This is a genomic window from Streptomyces sp. NPDC040410, assembly GCF_055595715.1.
Genome location: NZ_JBVIVK010000006.1, coordinates 111,644 through 129,068 on the forward strand (window position 1 = coordinate 111,644; position 17,425 = coordinate 129,068).

The window sequence follows — 17,425 nt, forward strand, 5'->3', positions numbered from 1 at the left end:
GCGTGATCGGCGCTCACCCCATTCCGGCGGCGGCCAGGACCGCCCGCTTGGTGAGGACCCGCGCCAGGTGGGCCCGGTACTCGGGCGAGGCCGCGGTGTCCCGCGAGGGCTGGGTGCCCTCGGCTGCCGATTCGGTGGCACGGGCCACGGCGTCCGGATCCCCGGCGCCGGTCAGAGCCTGTTCGGCGGCCGGGGCCCGCAGGGGCGTTGCGCCCATGTTGGTCAGGCCGATGCGTGTCTCGGCGATCTGCCCGTTGTCGCGCCGCACCAGCGCGGCCACGCCGACGATCGCATAGGCCTGGGCGACCCGGTGGAACTTCTCGTACCGGAAGCCCCAGCCGTCCGCCTTCGGGATCCGGACCTCGACCAGCAGTTCGTCGGGCGCCAGCGCGCTCTGCAGGAAGTCGACGAAGAAGTCGCGTGCCGCGATCGTGCGCCTGCCTCCCGGCCCCTGCGCGATGAGCTCGCCGTCCAGTGCCAGTACGACGGCGGGCAGGTCCGCGGCCGGATCGGCGTGTGCGAGCGAGCCGCCGAGGGTGCCCCGGTGCCGTACGGCCGGGTCCGCGACCGTGGAGGTGGCGGCCGCGAGCAGTCCCGCGTGCCGTCTGACCAGCGGATCCGCGATGACGTCGTGGTGGGTGGTCAGCGCGCCGATGACCAGCGTGTCGCCGTCCTCCCGGACGCCCCGCAGCTCGGGGATCCGGTTGACGTCCACGACGAGTTCGGGGAAGGCGAGCCGCAGCCTCATCAGCGGCAGCAGGCTCTGCCCGCCGGCCAGCACCTTCGCCTCCTCGCCCGCGTCGGCGAGCGTGCGCACCGCCTCGTCGACGCTGCTGGGACGGGCGTAGTCGAATGCGGGGGGAATCATGCCGACGCCTCCTTCACGGACCGAAGCGCCTGCCAGACCCGTTCGGGGGTGCAGGGCATGCGCATGTCCTTGACGCCCAGGGGGCGCAGGGCGTCCACGACCGCGTTGACCACGGCGGGTGTCGAGGCGATCGTCCCCGTCTCGCCGACCCCCTTCACGCCCAGGGGGTTGGAGGTGGCCGGTGTCTCGGTGCGGTCGGTGACGAATTCGGGCAGGTCAGGTGCTGCCGGGAGCAAGTAGTCGGCCAGCGTGCCGGTGACCAGGTTGCCCTCCGCGTCGTAGAGAGCCTCCTCGTACAGTGCCTGGGAGATGCCCTGGGCGATGCCGCCGTGCAGCTGGCCCTCGACGATCGGTGGGTTGACCACCTTGCCGACGTCGTCGACGCACACGTACGACCGGATGTGCACCGCACCCGTCTCGGTGTCGACCTCGGCCGCGCACAGGTGGGTGCCGTGCGGGTACGAGAAGGTGTCGGGGTCGAGGACGTGCTCGGCGTTGATCGACGGTTCGAGGCCGTCGGGCAGGTCGTGCGAGGTGAACGTCTCGAAGGCCACCTCCTGGATGGTCTTGCGCGCCTCGGGAGATCCCTTGACGGAGAAGGCCCCGTCCGCGAACTCGAGGTCCGCCTCGTTCGCCTCCAGCATGTGTGCGGCGACCTTGCGGGCCTTGGCCACCACCTTGCGCGCCGCCTCGTGGACGGCAACACCGCCGATGACGAGCGAGCGCGAGCCGTAGGTGTCCATGCCGTGCGTCGCCAGCCTGGTGTCACCGTGCATCACCTCGACGTCCTCGAACGGGACACCCAGGGCATCGGCGGCGATCTGGCTCCATGAGGTCACATGGCCCTGGCCGTGCGGGCTGGTTCCGGTGATGACCTCGACCTTGCCGGTGGGCAGCACCCGGACGGTCGCCGCCTCCCAGCCGCCTGCCGCGTAGCGCATCTCGCCCAGCCAGCGGCTCGGTGCTAGGCCGCACATCTCGGTGTACGTGGAGATGCCGATACCGAGCCGTACGGTGTCTGCCCGGTGGTTGCGGTCCGCCTGTTCGGCGCGCAGCTTGTCGTAGTCGAACAGCGCGAGCGCCTTGTCGGTGGCGGCCTCGTAGTTGCCGCTGTCGTACGTGAGCCCCGCGATCGTGGTGTACGGGAACTCCTCGTGCCGGATCCAGTTGTGGCGCCGCAGCTCCAGGGGGTCCATGCCGAGTTCGGCCGCCAGATCGTCCATGATCCGTTCGATCGCGAAGGTCGCCTCCGGGCGGCCCGCACCGCGGTAGGCGTCGATCGGGGTGCGGTTGGTGAAGACGCCGGTACAGGAGAAGTCGTAGGCCCCCATCTTGTAGATCGCCGGGTACATGGAGGCGCCGAGGATCGGGATCCCCGGGCTGAGCAGCATCAGATAGGCGCCCATGTCGGCCAGCAGCGAGACCTTCAGGCCCAGCAGGGTGCCGTCGCGGCGCACGGCGACCTCGATGTCCTGGACCTGGCTGCGGCCGTGGTGGGTGGCGACATTGGCCTCGGAGCGGGACTCGGTCCACTTCAGCGGCCGGCCGAGGCGCTTGGCCAGCACGAGCGTGATCACTTCCTCGCCGTACACCTGGAGCTTGGAGCCGAATCCGCCGCCCACGTCGGGGGCGACGACGCGGATCTTGTTCTCCGGGATGCCCGTGGTGACGGCGAGCAGGACCCGCAGCACGTGCGGGACCTGGGTGGAGGAGTAGAGGGTGAACTCCCCGGACGCCGCGAGCGGGGTGACCACGACGGCGCGCGGCTCCAGCGCGGTCGGGATGAGGCGCTGCTGGTAGTAGCGGCGGGTCAGGACGACATCGGCCCGGGCCTTCGCGGCCTCGTAGTCGCCGCTGGTCGCGTGGTAGTCGTACGAGCGGTTGGTGCCCTTCTCGCTGTGGACCAGCGGTGTGCCCTCGGCCAGCGCCGCCTCGATGTCCAGGACGGCCGGCAGCGGGGTGTAGTCGACCTCGATCGCCTCCAGCGCGTCCGCGGCCGCGTACCGGTCCCGGGCCACGACGACGGCCACCGGGTCGCCCGCGTACCGCACCTCGTCGACGGCGATCGGCGGGTGGTCCGGCACCACGGTGTCCTCGGCGACGGGCCAGGCGCAGGGCAGCGAGCCCATCGCCTCCGCGACGTCCCGTCCGCTGAACGCGGCGATGACGCCCGGGCGTTCCAGCGCCGCTGACACGTCGACGCGGTCGATGCGGGCGTGAGCCATCGGGCTGCGCAGGATCGCCAGGTGCAGCAGTCCGTTGACACTGATGTTGTCGGTCCAGTTGGTCTGCCCGGTGATCAGACGGGCGTCCTCCTTGCGGGGCCGGGCGCGGCCGACCTCGGGTCCCACTGCCTGGTCGGTCATGCCGGGACCTCCTGTTCGGAGGCGGCCAGGACGGCCCGCACGATGTTCTGGTAGCCGGTACAGCGGCAGAGGTTGCCCTCCAGGCCCTGCCGTACCTCGTCCGGCGTGGGGTGGGGGTGCTCGCGCAGCAGATCGCGCGCCGCCATGATCATCCCCGGGGTGCAGAAACCGCACTGGAGTGCGTGCTGCTCGTGGAACGCCCGCTGCAGCCCCGTCCACTCGCCGTCGCGGGCCAGCCCCTGGACGGTGGTCACCTCGCTCCCGTCCGCCTGGACGGCGAGCACGGTGCAGCTCTTGACGGCGGCGCCGTCCAGCTCGATCGTGCAGGCCCCGCAGTTCGAGGTGTCGCAGCCGATCGGGGTGCCGGTCAGGCCGAGGCGGTCGCGCAGGTAGTGGACGAGCAGGAGACGCGGTTCCACGTCGTCCTCGTACGTCGTGCCGTCCACTTTCACCGAGATGCGGGTCATATGCCCTCCTGAGGTCGTGCGGGCGGAGGAGTGGGAAACATTGGGCGAGCGTGATGTACGTCACTCTATGTCTGCGCCGGTGACGCGGCGAGTGCTGCGGCCGGGTTGGTTGAGCATTGATCCATTGCCCGTGCCGGCGCGGCCATGCCGCACCGTCTTCAAGGTCGAGCGGGGACCGGCCGGCGAGAAGGTGGCCTACGCGCGGCGATCCGCGCCGCGTCCGTATCAACCTTCGTCGAGATCATCGGCGTGAGCCCACGTCTGGAGGAACAGCGCCTGTCGCGCCGTTCCCGCTGGGTCGAGCTCGTGTGCGCCGAGGCGGCTGCGGCCGTCGCGCGCGGTGAGGCCGCGCCGCGGGGGACTACCGGATCGCGGCCACGGCGTTCATCGGCAGCGTCAACGGCCTGCTCCACGACTGGAACTCCGGATGGGTCGACGCGATTCTGGACGAGGTCGTCGACGAACTGGTCCGGCAGCTGCTGGCGATCCTCCAGCCGCCGGGACGGTGTCCGGCCGGCACCTGATCAGGGTGCCGCCGCGTGACAACGGACGGCCACCCTCCGCTCCGTACTCCACTATCACCCCGCGCACTCCCGCCCGGCGCCCGGCGCACAGGATGTCGGTACTCAGCCGCTCGGGTCCGGCACGGTCGCGCTGCCCAGCCCGACGAAGACGGCGGCGGACCCGCCTCCAGGAAGTCCCACAGCCGGGGCGGCAGTCGGGCCTCCCCGTCGAACGGCCACCAGTAGCCGGTCACCGCTGACCACTCCCGAACTGCTGGGCGCCGTCGGGACGTTGCTCGGCCACTGGACCCTCGGCGTCCGCGAGTACGCGGCGCGCGCGGACGGCTCCCGGCCGACGCCGAGGGGCTGCGGCCGGCCGGGCGGGTGACGGACCCTCTCGGCCGGAGCGGCCAGGCGTACGAGAACGAGGCCTCGGGCATCCAACGGATGCTGATCACGGACCGTCCACCGGCGCCGTCCTCGGCCCGGAGACCACTTTCACCAAGGACGAGCCCGAGTACGGCGTCGAGGCGGGCCATGTCATGGAGTACGGCGCCCGGATGGGCTCACCACCCCGCTGTCACACCCCGAGCTGCTGGAGGAGGCCGGACTCATCGCCCGTACACACCAAGCCACCGACCGGTGGCGCGTGACCGTCGCGCTCACCGAGGAAGGGCACGCCGCCTTCGAAGACCACGCCGTGGCGGAGGAAGCGGGCGAGGTCGCGCTCGTCGCAGCACTGACCTCAGAAGAGAGGCGGACACCAGCCGGCCCGCTGCGAAAACTGGTCGTCGCCGCCGAGACGGGACCGGACGCGAGCGTCCCATCGCCGCCTGCGCCGAAAAGGTCCAGGTCAACCTGGAGGTGACCTGGACCCTCGGCCACTGTCTCCCTACTCGTCCCATGCCTGGATCATGGTCTGTTCCGTGATCTTCCCGTCGCGCAGAGAGATCATCGACTCGGCGTAGACGCGGACCCCGTCCGAGTACTGGCAGGACTCGGTGAAGGCGGCACGGTCTCCCTGCATGATGCACTGCTCAAGCTTGTGCGCCTTGATGTCGCGGCTGTAGACGTCGTCGAGCAGTTCGCCTATCTCGTCACGGCCGTGCAGGACCCTGGGATTACTGGGCTGGGTGTTGCGGTCCACGACACGCAGTTCCGCGTCGTCCGCGTAGAGCGACAGAAGAGTCGCCGCAGTTTTTCCTTCGATGCCCCGGCGCAGAGTTTCGGTGCTGAAGCCGGAGCTTGCCGCGGTGCCCATGGTGACCTCCTTCGAGGGCCGCGGCCCGATGAGGAGCGGGCCGCGAAGGACCCCTTCTCCGAGACTCCTCCGCCCCGGCGGGGTCGGCAAGCGCAGCGGGGCGCTCCGCCCGACGCGTGAGGGCCGCGGGCCGTCCCTGTCCGGGGCTGCCCCGCGGGTGTTGCTCACAGCATGATCTCAACACGACGTATCGTCGCCGCCGTCGGTCTCGCCGTCGGTCTCGGCGCCGGTGTCGCCGGCCTGGCCGCGCCGCTCGAGGACGCCGCCGTGGCCCCGGCCGCCGCCAAGCCGAACCCGGTCGCCGCGCTCGACTCGCTCACCGCGAGCGGCATCCCGGCCGGTCACCGGGCCGAGGCCCCGCGAACCTCCGGGCAACTGGCCCAGCTCAACCGAGTCCACGAGCTCCACCACCTCGGCCGTGCTTCAAGGGTGGGCACGGGCCGGGGGTCAGGCGTCGAGGAAATGGAAGCCCGGCCGGGGATGCATCAGGAAGTCGTGGTGGGAGATGTTCCACGCGTAGGCACCCGCCAGCGAGAACAGCACCCGGTCGCCGGCCCGCACACCGGGTGCGGGCACATGGCGGGCGAGGACGTCCTTCGGCGTGCACAGCTGCCCGGCCAGGGTGATCCGCTCGCCTTCGGCCGCCGGTCGCGGCCAGGGGTGCGGCCAGGCGTCCACCTCCAGCACGGAGCAGGGCTGGTCGTGGCCCTTGGTCGCCGGGGTCCGCAGATGATGGGTGCCGCCACGGACGACGGCGAACTCCTCACCGTGACTGCGCTTCACGTCCAGCACCTCGGTCGCGTACCAGCCGCAGTACGCCGTCAGAGCACGTCCCGGCTCGATGCGCAGCGTCAACCGGGGGTGTCCTTCGAGAAGTTCGGCGAGACCCTTGCCGTAGGCGGTCCAGTCGAAGCGGCGTTCCGGGTGGGCGTAGTCGACGGTCATGCCGCCGCCGACGTTCACCTCGGCGAGCGGCACCCCGAGGCCCGCCGCCCAGGCCACGACGGACTCGGCCACCGCCAGCTGCCGGTCGGCCTCCAGCCCGCTGGCCAGGTGGGCGTGGACGCCGCGCAGTTCGAGATGGGGGAACGTACCGTCGGTGAGCGCGCGGACCACCGCCTCCGCGCGGACCGGATCCAGGCCGAACGGGGTCGGACGGCCCCCCATCGCCAGGGAGCTGCCCGCGAGCGATCCGTCGGCCACGGGGAGGTTCACGCGCGGCAGCACCGCCACCCGGCGCCCCGGCACAGTGCGCCGCGCCAGCTCGGCCAGGACGCGCAGCTCGTGCTCGCTCTCGACGTGAAAGCGCTCGACTCCCTGTTCCAGCGCGGCCGTCATCTCGTCCTGCGTCTTGCCGGGACCGCCGAAGGCGAGCGGCCGGCCCGGCACCGCCCGGGCGACGTGGGCGAGTTCGCCGCCCGAGGAGACCTCGTAACCGTCGACGTACGGACCGAGGGCGGCGAGGACCCGCGGCTCCGGGTTGGCCTTGGCGGCGTAGTACAGCTCGACCCGCTCGGGCAGCGCGTCCCGCACGGCGGTGACGTGGGTGCGCAACGCCGCCAAGTCGTAGAGATACGCCGGTAGTTCGGCGACGGACAGCGACAGCGCGCGGTCACGTACCGCGGAGGTCGGTCCGGTCATCGGGCACTGCCGGCCGCGTCACGCAGGACATCCCTGGCGAGGGGGGACGGCAGGCGGACGTAACCGGCCTCGCGGTCGGCCCTGCGCTCCCAGCGGGTGAGCAGGTTGGCCTTGGCGGGCAGCGGCACGCCGGCGAGCAGGGCGGCCAGGCGAGGCGGGCAGCCGTGCCGGCCGGCGTACGTCCGGAGTGTGCCGCGTACCCGCGCCCACAGGGCCGCCTCGGCGTGCGGGTGCAGGTCGGCGAGGGCGGCGAGCAGTTCGGCGACGTGGTTGACCAGCAGGCAGTACACGACGCGGTCCCAGCCGCGCTGCGCGTCGTACGTCATCGGGCCCGCGACCTCGGGTGGCAGAGCGGAGAGGGTGTCGGCGTGGTGCTCGGGGACCAGCTTGGTGCCCTCCAGGTCGCGGAAGAGGACCTGGGCGGGCATGCCGTCGCCGTCGACGCAGATCAGCACGTTCTGGAGGTGGGGTTCCAGGACCAGGCCATGGTCGAAATAGGCGGCCAGGACGGGCGGCAGGAGCAGGTCGAGGTAAGCCGACCACCAGTCGAGGGCGGTGGGTGCGTCCGCGTCGCGCAGAAGGCGTGAGATGTGGGCGGCACCGGTCGGGTACTCGTCGGCGACGGCGGCCGCCAGCAGGGGAGTGGTGCCCGGCGCGAGCCGCCGCGGCAGGCCCTCGCGGACGATGACACCGAAGCCCTCGAACAGCGCGCGGTCCGGTCTCCCGTCGGCGCCGGGCAGGGCGAGCGTGCGATAGGCGGGCTCACGCAGTACCGCGCTGCCCGGGAAACGGCGGGCCAGGCCGGCGAGTGACGGGCCCAGGGCCCGGGTCAGGGCCACCGCGCCGGACAGCTCGTAAGAGCTGTTCTTGCGCAGGCAGTTGGTGATCCGCACGTTCAGGCTGAACTTCAGGAACGTCTCGCCGTCGTACAGGGTGCGCACCGATGCGGTGGCGGCGAAGGGCTGTCCGCCGGTGCCGAGGTCGAGTACGTCGCCGCGGTCGAGTGCCACGCGCAGCACCGGGTGCGCGCGCAGCGTTTCGTACTGCCACGGGTGCGCGGGCAGCAGCCGGTAGCCGTCGGGGAGGTCCGTGCGCTGTCCGTCCAGCGGGGCGACGGCCGAGGGGTGGGTGTACTCCTCGCCGATCAGGTGGGCGCGGACGGCAAGGTGCCGCAACGGGAAGGTCCCGCCGGTCTCCGGGGCGTACGCCGCCCAGGCACGCGGGTCGCCCGTGCGGGCCTTGGGCGTGGGGTGGAAGCGATGCCCGAAGAGCAGGGACTGCTCGGAGGAGAGGTAGGCCGACAGGGGGGAGAGCGGGTCCTCGGCGGTCCCCGGGGTTCGCCGGGCGGCCGGTGAGGCCAATGAGGCCAACGAGGCCGACAGGGCTCCGTGGCTGGAGGCGACCTGCTCCAGAAACTCCTCGTTGTGCCCGCCGGTGCGCAGCGACAGCTCGTCGTGCGTGTACTCGGCCAGGCGGCGCCAGTCCACCACCGACCAGCCGCCTTCGCACTGTTCGCTCACCGGGCCGGTGAACCGGTGCGCGCCGAGGAGCGAGGTGCGGCGCAGGGACACGCGCAGCAGGACCCCGCGCCGGGGGAGCCGCAGAAGCAGCCGGCCGTCGGTGACGACGGTCTGGTGCTCGGGCCCGGACACCTCGCGCAGCAGACAGTTGAGCAGCGTGTGGGCCACCGCTTCGTCGGCGGTCGGCAGTCCGGCGGGGGCGCCTGCCGGGGTGCTCTTGGGCGAGTCGGTCAGCGAAGGCATCAGCGGCTCCAGCGGGGGGCGGAGGTCAGGTGCGGGGAGCGGAATCGCGGTGACGGCGAGATGGGGCGCGGTGACGACGGGGAGGGGCGCGGTGACGGCGAGATGGGGCACGGTGACCGCGAGGCGGGACGCGAGTGCACTCATGCCGTGTCCCCGCCGCGCAGCAGGTAGTTGGGGCCGGTCGTGTAGTGCTTGTTGATGTCGGCCGCGCCCGAGCGCTCCTTGGCCAGCAGCGTGCCGGCCGTGACCATCGCCTTCACCGGCAGCCGTGGCGCGTCCAGGACATGGGCGCGCAGTACGGCGCCGGCGTCACCGCCGAGCCGCCCGGCCGCTTCTGCAAGCCGCTCGCGGACGAGCTCCAGCAGCGCGGAAAGCGGGGCGCGGCCGTGCCGGGCGAGCCCGAACGCGTAGGCGCCCGCGCACAGATGGACGGTGATCGTGGCGAACAGGTCGGCGACCGGCCCGTCGCCCGTGGCGAAGATCCGGCCGTCGTCGAACCCCCACTCTCCGGGGAGCGCGGCGCCCAGACGCGTGGTGTTCAGGCGCGGCCCGTCGTTGTCCTTGAACAGCAGCCGCAGACTGCCGGGCCGCAGCACCAGCGAAATGTTCTGCTGGTGCGACTCCAGCGCGATGCCGTGGCCGAACAGCGTGGTCTGCCAGTCGAACAGCAGTGTGAGACAGGCGTCCAGCAGGGCCGGCGGGTCGCCGCCGTAGAAGCGGTCGGCGAGATGGTCGACGAGCAGCCGGCCCCCGGGAGCCTCCGCGAGCAGCGCCGCCATCGGGACCACCACAGCGTCGTCGAGGCCGGCCGGGTAGCGGCGGCACAGGACGGCGAGCAGTTCGTGCCCGGCGTGGGCGTGGGTGGTCTCGTCGGCGTGCAGGATCGTCTCCCGGAAGCGGGGCTCGCGGGCGATCACCGCCTCCAGCAGCCGCTGGCCGGCAGCGCCGTCGACGAGTGTGCCCGGCTTGATGGAGCGTTTGTTGCGCAGGCCCAGCGTCGCTGTGACGAGGGGGAGTTTGAGGTGCAGGGACGGATCGGCGACCGTCGCCACGGTGCGCATCGACAAGGTCGGTACGACGTCCAGGCAGGGGCGGTCCGCGAGCCGTGCGGTGTGAGCGAGGCCGGTGGCCCGCAGGGCGTCGTCGAGCGGGGCGCCGACGGTCAACGGGTGGACGGGCAGGGCCACGTGCGTGCGCCGCACCTCGGGCAGACCGAGCGTCGCGGGCGTGGGCCAGGACTCGGGAAGTTCGCCTGTCAGGGTGACGGCGTCCCGGGGGAGGGCGAGCCAGCGCAGCGCGAAGCGTGGATGGAACTCCGGGGCATGGGCCCGTAGTTGGTCTTCGGTGAGCCCCGACCGGCCGCGTGCGGTCGGATAGACCGGATGGTCGAGCCGGGCGGCCAGCGTGTCGTACGCCAGGCCGCCCGCGGGCCCGGCCCAGCGCGCGGGGTCGTCTCCGTGCCGGGCGGTCAGTCTCAGCGCGGTCTCCGCCTGGGTCGCGGTGTGCAGGCGCATGGTGGCCAGCGTCTGGCGGCACTCCTCGGCCAAGGCGTCGAAGCCGTCGCGGTCCTCGGGTTCGGACAGCGCGCGCAGAGCGGCGAGGACGGCCCCGGAGGAGGTCAGCTCGGCACCGTCCGACTCGCGCAGGAGAAGGGGCAGCCGGGCGGCGTACTCGCACTGGTAGCCGTCCTCGACGACGGGCAGGAGCACGGCGTCACCGTCGGCGGCCAGCCGCAGCCAGGGGCCGTCGGGTCGCTGCACGAGCGTGCTGCGGGTGCGCAGGCCGACCACGTTCTCGCGCAGCAGGGCGCTCAGAACGCGGACGAGCAGCTCCGTCTCGCATGCGTCCGGAGGGGTCGGCGCGGTCACGGTTGGATCTCCCAGCGCCGGGCGGCCAGGAAGTCGGCCGAGACCCGGTCCACCGTGCGCTGGTCGGTGCCGGTCGCCCTCAGCACGCCCAGGTAGTCGCGGTTGGTGCGGTACAGGTCGTGCCGCTCACCCACCGACCGCAGCGGACGGTACGTCAGATGGACGCCGTCCACGGTGACTTCGGTGGCGTCCGGGGCGTCGGTGAGTGTCCCGGCGCGGTCGGCGCACGGGTACTCCACGAGGGCGGCACCGTCCCGGCGGGCGCCCAGATCGGCGGGGAGCGGCTCGCCCAGGTGGGTGCGCAGGATGTGTTCGAAGAGCGGGATCTCCAGCAGGCGGGCCAGCAGCAGATCGCACTGGTCACCGATGGCACGGTAGTTGACCTCGATGATCCGCGCCTGGCCCTCGTGCACCACGAACTCCGTGTGGCAGGCGCCGAACCCGACGCCGAGCGCGTCTAGCCGGGCGAGGATCCGGGCGAGGACCGGCTCGGGATGCGCGGGGACGAAGGAGAGGCGTTCCTCGATGAAGTACGGCGGCGGCGAGAGCTCGGTGTGGAAGCCGCCCAGGACGTGGCGGACGGTCCCGTCACCGAGTGTCTCCAGGGTGTACAGCTCGCCGGGAAGGTACTCCTCGGCGACCAGTACGGTGCCCGGGCGCCGGTCCAGGATCTCCTTGGAACGCGTCACGAGTTCTTCCGGGCCGTCGACGAGGACGACGTCCTCGCTGGCCACGCCCTCGCGCGGCTTGACCACGCAGGGGTAGGGCGCTTCGAGCGCGACGGGCTCGGCGAGCTCGGCCGACCACACGGTGTCCAGGCCGACAGCCGCGAGCCGGCGCCGCATCTCGGCCTTGTCCTTGGTGCGTAGCGCGGCCTGCCAGTCCTTGCCGGGGAGCCCGAAGTAGGCGGCGGCCAGGGCGGCTTGGGTCTGGAGGTGGTCGCTGTTGGTGAAGACGGCGTCGGGCCGGTGATGCGTGGAGATCCGGGTGATCACGGTCCGGAAGTCACGGACGTCGCACTCCAGGATCTCGACGTCCGGGTACGTGCGGCGGTGGGTGTCGGGCTGGTCGGTGAGGACGGTGACGTCCAGGCCGAGTCGGGCGGCGGCGGGCAGGAAGCCCTCGGTGACGGAGTCCGTCGGGTTCAGGGCGAGCAGGTACAGACGCATGGCTGAGGAACAACTTCCGCTAGCGGGTGGAGAGTCCCGGCGGTTCGCGGTCACAAGCCGTGAGCTTAGGGTAGCCTTGGTTTAGTTCTCAAACCGGCCGTGTCGCCGCACTGACGTGGGGCTTCCGTGATCGCGGCTCGGCGTCCCGCGTGATCGGCTTCACTTGGTGTGAAGTAAGGTAAGCCTCACCTTCTGGCTTCTCCCTGGAACTTCCCGTGCTGGAGCACCTATGTCCATGGCTCTGAAGACTCCGTCGGCCGGCACCGTCGCGCACGCCCTCGGCGGCGTCTACCGCCGCCTGGCCGAGGTCTGCGAAGCCCTGACCGTACGGGTCGCGGAACCGGGCGACGACCGCACCGGACAAGGAGCCACAGCCGCCGAGTTGACCTCGGATCAGCGGGTGCTCGACGCCTTCGTGGACGCCGAGGCCGCCCGCATCCACGACCGCTACGGGACCGTTGCACGCCGTGACGTCGCCGCCTCCCGTGCCCTGCACGACTACGCCTGGTCCCTCGGGCTCCTGATGGCGGGAACCTGGTATCTCGAACGCAGGGTGCCGCGGATCCGTCCCGAGGACGTCCGGCTCGACCTCGCCTCGGCCACGTACGTGATCACGCCCGGCACGGAACTCACCTGCCTGGCCGGTGACCCCCTGGGCTCCCTTCCGGGAGTGCTGACCGCCCCTCATGAATCAGATCTGCCGGGCGAGTTGCGCGCGGCCGTCGCCGACCACATGGGTCCGCTGCTGACCGCCATGAGCCCTCTCGTACGACGCCGCGGGCGAGCCCTGTGGGGGATGGTCGCCGACGACCTCGTCTCCGGGATCTGGTACCTCGGCCGGACGCTCGGCCAGGAGGGTGACGCCGTTCGCGCCGCCACCGAAGTGCTGCCGGTCGCGGTGCCCCCCTACCCCGGCGGCGCCGGCTTCCGGTACCTGACGGACCGCCACGGCATGCGTCACACCACGCGCACCCGGACCGGCTGCTGCCTCTACTACACGATCAGGCCGGCCGAGGCGTGCCTCACCTGCCCCCGCACCTGCGACACCGAGCGCCTGCGCCGGCTCCAGGACTGACCGGCCACCACAGGGCCGCTCAGCCGGCCGTCGCCAGGAACTGCGTGGCCGCCAGCTCCGCGTAGAGCGGATCGCCGGCCACCAGTTCCCGATGGGTGCCCACCGCACGCACCGTGCCCGCGTCCATCACGACGATCCGGTCGGCCATGGTCACCGTGGACAACCGGTGGGCGACGACGAGCACCGTGGTCGTCCGGGCGACGTCGGCGACCGTGTCCCTCAGCGCCGCCTCGTTCACCGCGTCCAGCTGAGAGGTCGCCTCGTCCAGAAGCAGGAGCCGGGGCCGGCGCAGCAGGGCACGGGCGATGGCGACGCGCTGCCGCTCACCGCCGGACAGCTTGGTGCCACGGTGCCCGACCAAGGTGTCCAGACCGCCGGGCAGCCGGGCCACCAGCCCGTCCAGACGGGTCGTCTTGACCACCCGTGCGACGGCGTCGTCGTCCGCCTCCGGATTGCCCAGCAGCAGGTTGTCCCGCAGCGAGCCCGACAGGACCGGAGCATCCTGCTCCACATATCCGATCGCGGAACGCAGCCCGGACAGGTCCCACTCCGCGACATCCCGCCCGTCGAGCGTGATGACACCGGACTCCGGGTCGTAGAACCGCTCGATCAGTGAGAAGACGGTCGTCTTGCCCGCCCCGGACGGCCCGACGAAGGCCGTCATGCCCCTGGCGGGCACGTCGAACGTCACACCGTGGTGGACGTACGGCAGATCGTGGGCGTACCGGAAACGGACGCCGGTGAAGGCGACGGACGCGGGCTCCGCCCCGGCGGCCGGCAACGGGGCGGGCAGGGCCGCCGGTTCGGCGGGCAGACGCAGCGCCTCCTGGATGCGCGAAAGCGCCGCGGCACCCGTCTGGTACTGCGTGATCGCGCCGACGACCTGCTGGACCGGTGACATGAGGTAGAAGACGTAGAGCAGGAACGCGACCAGGGTGCCCACGTCTATGGAGCCGGTCGCGACCCGCGCCCCGCCCACCGCGAGCACCGTGATGAACGCGATCTGCATCGCCAGCCCCGCCGTGTTGCCCGCCGCCGCGGACCACTTGGCGGCGCGCACGCTCTGCCGCCACGACTCCTCGGCGGCCGCGTGCAGCGTATGTTCCTCCCGGTGCTCGGCACCGGACGCCTTCACCGTGCGCAGCGCGCCGAGTATGCGCTCCAGCGAGGCGCCCATCGCCCCGACCGCGTCCTGCGCCTGCCGGCTCGCCCGGTTGATGCGCGGCACGATCACACCGAGAACCGTCCCCGCGCCCAGGACCACCGCCAGCGTGACCCCGAGCAGCACCGGATCCACCAGCCCCATCATGACCACGGTCGCGACGAGGGTGAGGCCGCCGGTGCCGAGGCCGACGAGCGAGTCTGTGGTGACCTCGCGCAGCAGGGTGGTGTCCGACGTGACACGGGCCATCAGATCGCCCGGCTCACTGCGGTCCACAGCCGTGATGCGCAGCCGCAGCAGATACGACGACAGGGCGCGCCGGGCGCCGAGCACCACCGACTCGGCGGTACGACGCAACACGTACGAACCGAACGCGCCCAGCGCCGCGTTGGCGACGACCAGCCCCGACATGGCGAGCAACGCCCGGGTGATGGCGCGGTCGTGCGACAGATCGTCGATCAGCCCCCGCGCCACCAGGGGCAGCAGCAGTCCGGTGGCCCCCGTGACGAGCGAGAGCACGGCGCCCGCCAGCAGCGCCCACCGGTGCGGTCGTACGTAGCCGAGGAGCAGCTGCCAAGCGGGCGGGCCGGTCTCCGTCTCTGCGATGCTCAAGGCGCTCCTTCGGACCGTCGGGGTCGGGCTGAGCCTTAAGGCTACGTGGGCGCCCGACGGGCCTTGGGGCCGGTGCTCGAGCCGTCGGCGTCTACCGATCAGTCACACGTAGGGTCGGAGCGACGGACCTCGGCCGACAGAAGGGTTCACCACCATGGCGCAGGAAGTTCGCGGTGTGATCGCTCCGGGCAGGAACGAGCCGGTGCGGGTCGAGACGATCGTCGTGCCCGATCCGGGGCCCGGGGAAGCCGTGGTCCAGGTGCAGGCCTGCGGGGTCTGTCACACCGACCTGCACTACAAGCAGGGCGGCATCAACGACGACTTCCCCTTCCTGCTCGGGCACGAGGCGGCCGGTGTGGTGGAGTCGGTCGGCGAGGGAGTCACCGATGTCGCCCCCGGCGACTTCGTGATCCTGAACTGGCGGGCGGTGTGCGGCAACTGCCGGGCCTGTCTGCGCGGACGGCCCTGGTACTGCTTCAACACGCACAACGCCCGGCAGAAGATGACCCTCGCCTCGACCGGCCGGGAGCTGTCCCCGGCGCTGGGCATCGGTGCGTTCGCGGACAAGACGCTGGTGGCGGCCGGGCAGTGCACGAAGGTCGACCCAGCGGTCGCCCCACAGGTCGCCGGCCTGCTGGGGTGCGGGGTGATGGCGGGCATCGGCGCCGCGATCAACACGGGCCAGGTCGGCCGGGGTGACTCGGTCGCGGTCATCGGCTGCGGCGGGGTCGGGGATGCGGCGATCGCCGGGTCGCGGCTGGCCGGCGCAGCGAAGATCATCGCGGTGGACATCGACGACCGTAAACTGCGGACAGCCCGGGCGATGGGTGCCACCCACACGGTCAACTCCAAGGAGACGGACCCGGTGGAAGCGGTGCGGGAACTGACCGGCGGGTTCGGCGCGGACGTCGTCATCGAGGCGGTGGGCCGCCCGGAGACGTACCGGCAGGCCTTCTACGCCCGCGATCTGGCCGGCACGGTGGTGCTGGTCGGGGTGCCGACCCCGGAGATGAAGCTGGAGCTGCCGCTGCTGGACGTTTTCGGCCGGGGCGGGACGCTGAAGTCGTCCTGGTACGGCGACTGCCTTCCCTCCCGGGACTTCCCGATGCTGGTCGATCTGCATCTGCAGGGCCGCCTGGATCTGGCGGCTTTCGTGACCGGGACCATCGCGCTGGACGAGGTGGAGAAGGCGTTCGAGCGGATGCACCACGGCGACGTGCTGCGCTCGGTGGTGGTGCTGTGACGGCCGCACGCATCGAAGGCCTGGTCACCTCCGGGCAGTTCACGCTCGCAGCTGGGACGTCGACAACAACGTGTGGATCGTCGGCGACGACCACGAGGTGATCGTCATCGACGCCGCCCACGACGCCGACGCCATCGCCGAGGCCGTCGGGGAGCGCCGGCTGACGGGCATCGTGTGCACCCACGCCCGCAACGACCACGTCGACGCCGCCCAGCCCACCGCGACCGCCTGCTCACCCTCCTTCCGGAGACGAAGGTCCTCACCGGCCACGGCGACTCGACCACCGTTTGAGCCGAGGCCCCGCACCTGGAGGAGTGCATCGCCCGCGGCCACTGAGCACTGTGCCTTCGCGGGAGCCGCGCCCGACCGGGTGGCCTTCCGCAGAGGCGGCAGAAAAGGCGACAGAAGATGTCCGGCTTACCCGTCACCCTCGAAGAGACGCCGCAGTCGAGGTCCAGGGAGGCCGGACATGTCACACCCGCTGGAAGGCAGGATCGCACTGGTCGCCGGGGCCACCCGCGGAGCAGGCCGGGGCATCGCCGTGGAACTGGGGGCGGCCGGTGCCACCGTCTACGTCACCGGCCGCAGCACCCGCACCCGCCGCTCGGAGTACGACCGCCCCGAGACCATCGAGGACACCGCCGATCTGGTCACCGAAGCCGGCGGCCACGGCATCGCCGTACCCACCGACCACCTCGTCCCGGCGCAGGTCCGCGGGCTCGTGGACCGCATCGCCGGTGAACAGGGCCGCCTGGACGTCCTCGTCAACGACATCTGGGGCGGCGAGAGCCTGTTCGAATGGGACAGCCCGGTGTGGGAGCACGACCTCGACAACGGGCTGAGGCTTCTGCGCCTCGCCGTCGAGACGCACGCGATCACCAGCCACCACGCCCTGCCCCTGCTCCTGCGCCGCCCGGGCGGGCTGGTGGTCGAGATGACCGACGGAACCGCCGAGTACAACCGCGGCACCTACCGCAACTCGTTCTTCTACGACATCGCCAAGGCCTCGGTGCTGCGTATGGCGTTCGCCCTCGGCCACGAACTCGGACCGCGCGGCGCGACGGCCGTCGCGCTGACCCCGGGCTGGCTGCGCTCGGAGATGATGCTCGACAACTTCGGGGTGCGCGAGGACAACTGGCGCGACGCCCTCGACCGCGTCCCCCACTTCGCCATCTCGGAGACACCCCGCTACGTCGGCCGGGCCGTCGCGGCACTCGCCGCCGACCCCGACGTGGCCCGCTGGAACGGGGGGTCCCTCTCCAGCGGCGCGCTCGCCCAGGTGTACGGCTTCACCGACCTCGACGGCAGCCGCCCGGACGCCTGGCGGTACATCGTCGAGGTCCAGGACGCGGGCAGACCGGCGGACCCGACCGGCTACCGGTGACCTGGATCTGCGGCGCCAAGGATGGACGCGCGGCGCGTGCGCG

At 71.9% G+C, this 17,425-nt stretch carries 13 protein-coding genes and 2 pseudogenes; 5 read left to right on the top strand and 10 right to left on the bottom strand.

Annotated elements, in window-relative coordinates:
• Positions 1-13: 13 nt before the first annotated feature.
• From ACZ562_RS14905 to ACZ562_RS14915, 3 genes are read right to left on the bottom strand one after another with little or no spacing between them, the layout of a single operon-like run.
• On the bottom strand, positions 14-868 hold the full coding sequence (locus ACZ562_RS14905) for an FAD binding domain-containing protein (protein WP_471178156.1): 855 nt from the start codon (positions 866-868) through the stop codon (positions 14-16).
• Complete coding sequence (locus ACZ562_RS14910) at positions 865-3,234, bottom strand: xanthine dehydrogenase family protein molybdopterin-binding subunit (RefSeq protein WP_471178158.1); 2,370 nt, start codon at positions 3,232-3,234, stop codon at positions 865-867. The genes ACZ562_RS14905 and ACZ562_RS14910 overlap by 4 nt, the downstream gene beginning before the upstream one ends.
• Positions 3,231-3,701, bottom strand: a complete 471-nt coding sequence (locus ACZ562_RS14915) for a (2Fe-2S)-binding protein (protein WP_471178161.1) — start codon at positions 3,699-3,701, stop codon at positions 3,231-3,233. The genes ACZ562_RS14910 and ACZ562_RS14915 overlap by 4 nt, the downstream gene beginning before the upstream one ends.
• Before the next feature lie 206 nt (positions 3,702-3,907).
• Between ACZ562_RS14915 and ACZ562_RS14920 the strand changes: the two are divergent.
• Positions 3,908-4,225 (top strand): annotated as a pseudogene (locus ACZ562_RS14920) (TetR/AcrR family transcriptional regulator); the annotation flags it as partial.
• Between the two features lie 871 nt (positions 4,226-5,096).
• On the opposite strand, the gene ACZ562_RS14925 reads toward ACZ562_RS14920, so the two are convergent.
• From ACZ562_RS14925 to ACZ562_RS14950, 6 genes are all read right to left on the bottom strand, one after another.
• Positions 5,097-5,465: a nuclear transport factor 2 family protein gene (locus ACZ562_RS14925; protein WP_471178163.1), complete on the bottom strand. Its 369-nt coding sequence runs from the start codon at positions 5,463-5,465 to the stop codon at positions 5,097-5,099.
• A gap of 177 nt (positions 5,466-5,642) precedes the next feature.
• Positions 5,643-5,864, bottom strand: a complete 222-nt coding sequence (locus ACZ562_RS14930) for a hypothetical protein (protein WP_471178166.1) — start codon at positions 5,862-5,864, stop codon at positions 5,643-5,645.
• A 48-nt stretch (positions 5,865-5,912) separates the two neighbouring features.
• A complete protein-coding gene (locus ACZ562_RS14935; protein ID WP_471178168.1) occupies positions 5,913-7,106 on the bottom strand; it encodes a type III PLP-dependent enzyme in 1,194 nt (397 codons plus the stop codon).
• Positions 7,103-8,869, bottom strand: a complete 1,767-nt coding sequence (locus ACZ562_RS14940; protein ID WP_471178815.1) for an IucA/IucC family protein — start codon at positions 8,867-8,869, stop codon at positions 7,103-7,105. Before ACZ562_RS14940 ends, ACZ562_RS14935 begins: the two co-directional genes overlap by 4 nt.
• 140 nt (positions 8,870-9,009) lie before the next feature.
• Positions 9,010-10,737, bottom strand: a complete 1,728-nt coding sequence (locus ACZ562_RS14945; RefSeq protein ID WP_471178171.1) for an IucA/IucC family protein — start codon at positions 10,735-10,737, stop codon at positions 9,010-9,012.
• The gene (locus tag ACZ562_RS14950) at positions 10,734-11,906 is read right to left on the bottom strand and encodes an ATP-grasp domain-containing protein (RefSeq protein WP_471178174.1); all 1,173 of its coding nucleotides are present in this window, start codon (positions 11,904-11,906) and stop codon (positions 10,734-10,736) included. The genes ACZ562_RS14945 and ACZ562_RS14950 overlap by 4 nt, the downstream gene beginning before the upstream one ends.
• Positions 11,907-12,135: 229 nt before the next feature.
• Here ACZ562_RS14950 and ACZ562_RS14955 point away from each other — a divergent pair, with 229 nt between their 5' ends.
• Positions 12,136-12,981, top strand: coding sequence for a (2Fe-2S)-binding protein (locus tag ACZ562_RS14955; RefSeq protein WP_471178177.1), 846 nt, complete (start codon positions 12,136-12,138; stop codon positions 12,979-12,981).
• Between the two features lie 19 nt (positions 12,982-13,000).
• On the opposite strand, the gene ACZ562_RS14960 is transcribed toward ACZ562_RS14955, so the two are convergent.
• Entirely contained in the window at positions 13,001-14,755 is a 1,755-nt protein-coding gene (locus ACZ562_RS14960; protein WP_471178180.1) for an ABC transporter ATP-binding protein, read from the bottom strand.
• 154 nt (positions 14,756-14,909) lie between these two features.
• Here ACZ562_RS14960 and ACZ562_RS14965 point away from each other — a divergent pair, with 154 nt between their 5' ends.
• The 3 genes and pseudogenes from ACZ562_RS14965 to ACZ562_RS14975 all read left to right on the top strand — a co-directional run bounded on the left by ACZ562_RS14965 (position 14,910) and on the right by ACZ562_RS14975 (position 17,382).
• The gene (locus ACZ562_RS14965) at positions 14,910-15,998 is read left to right on the top strand and encodes an S-(hydroxymethyl)mycothiol dehydrogenase (protein WP_471178183.1); all 1,089 of its coding nucleotides are present in this window, start codon (positions 14,910-14,912) and stop codon (positions 15,996-15,998) included.
• Positions 15,995-16,221, top strand: a pseudogene (locus ACZ562_RS14970) (MBL fold metallo-hydrolase); the annotation flags it as partial. The gene ACZ562_RS14965 and the pseudogene ACZ562_RS14970, both read left to right, overlap by 4 nt.
• A gap of 246 nt (positions 16,222-16,467) precedes the next feature.
• The gene (locus tag ACZ562_RS14975; protein ID WP_471178818.1) at positions 16,468-17,382 is read left to right on the top strand and encodes an SDR family oxidoreductase; all 915 of its coding nucleotides are present in this window, start codon (positions 16,468-16,470) and stop codon (positions 17,380-17,382) included.
• Positions 17,383-17,425 lie beyond the last annotated feature (43 nt).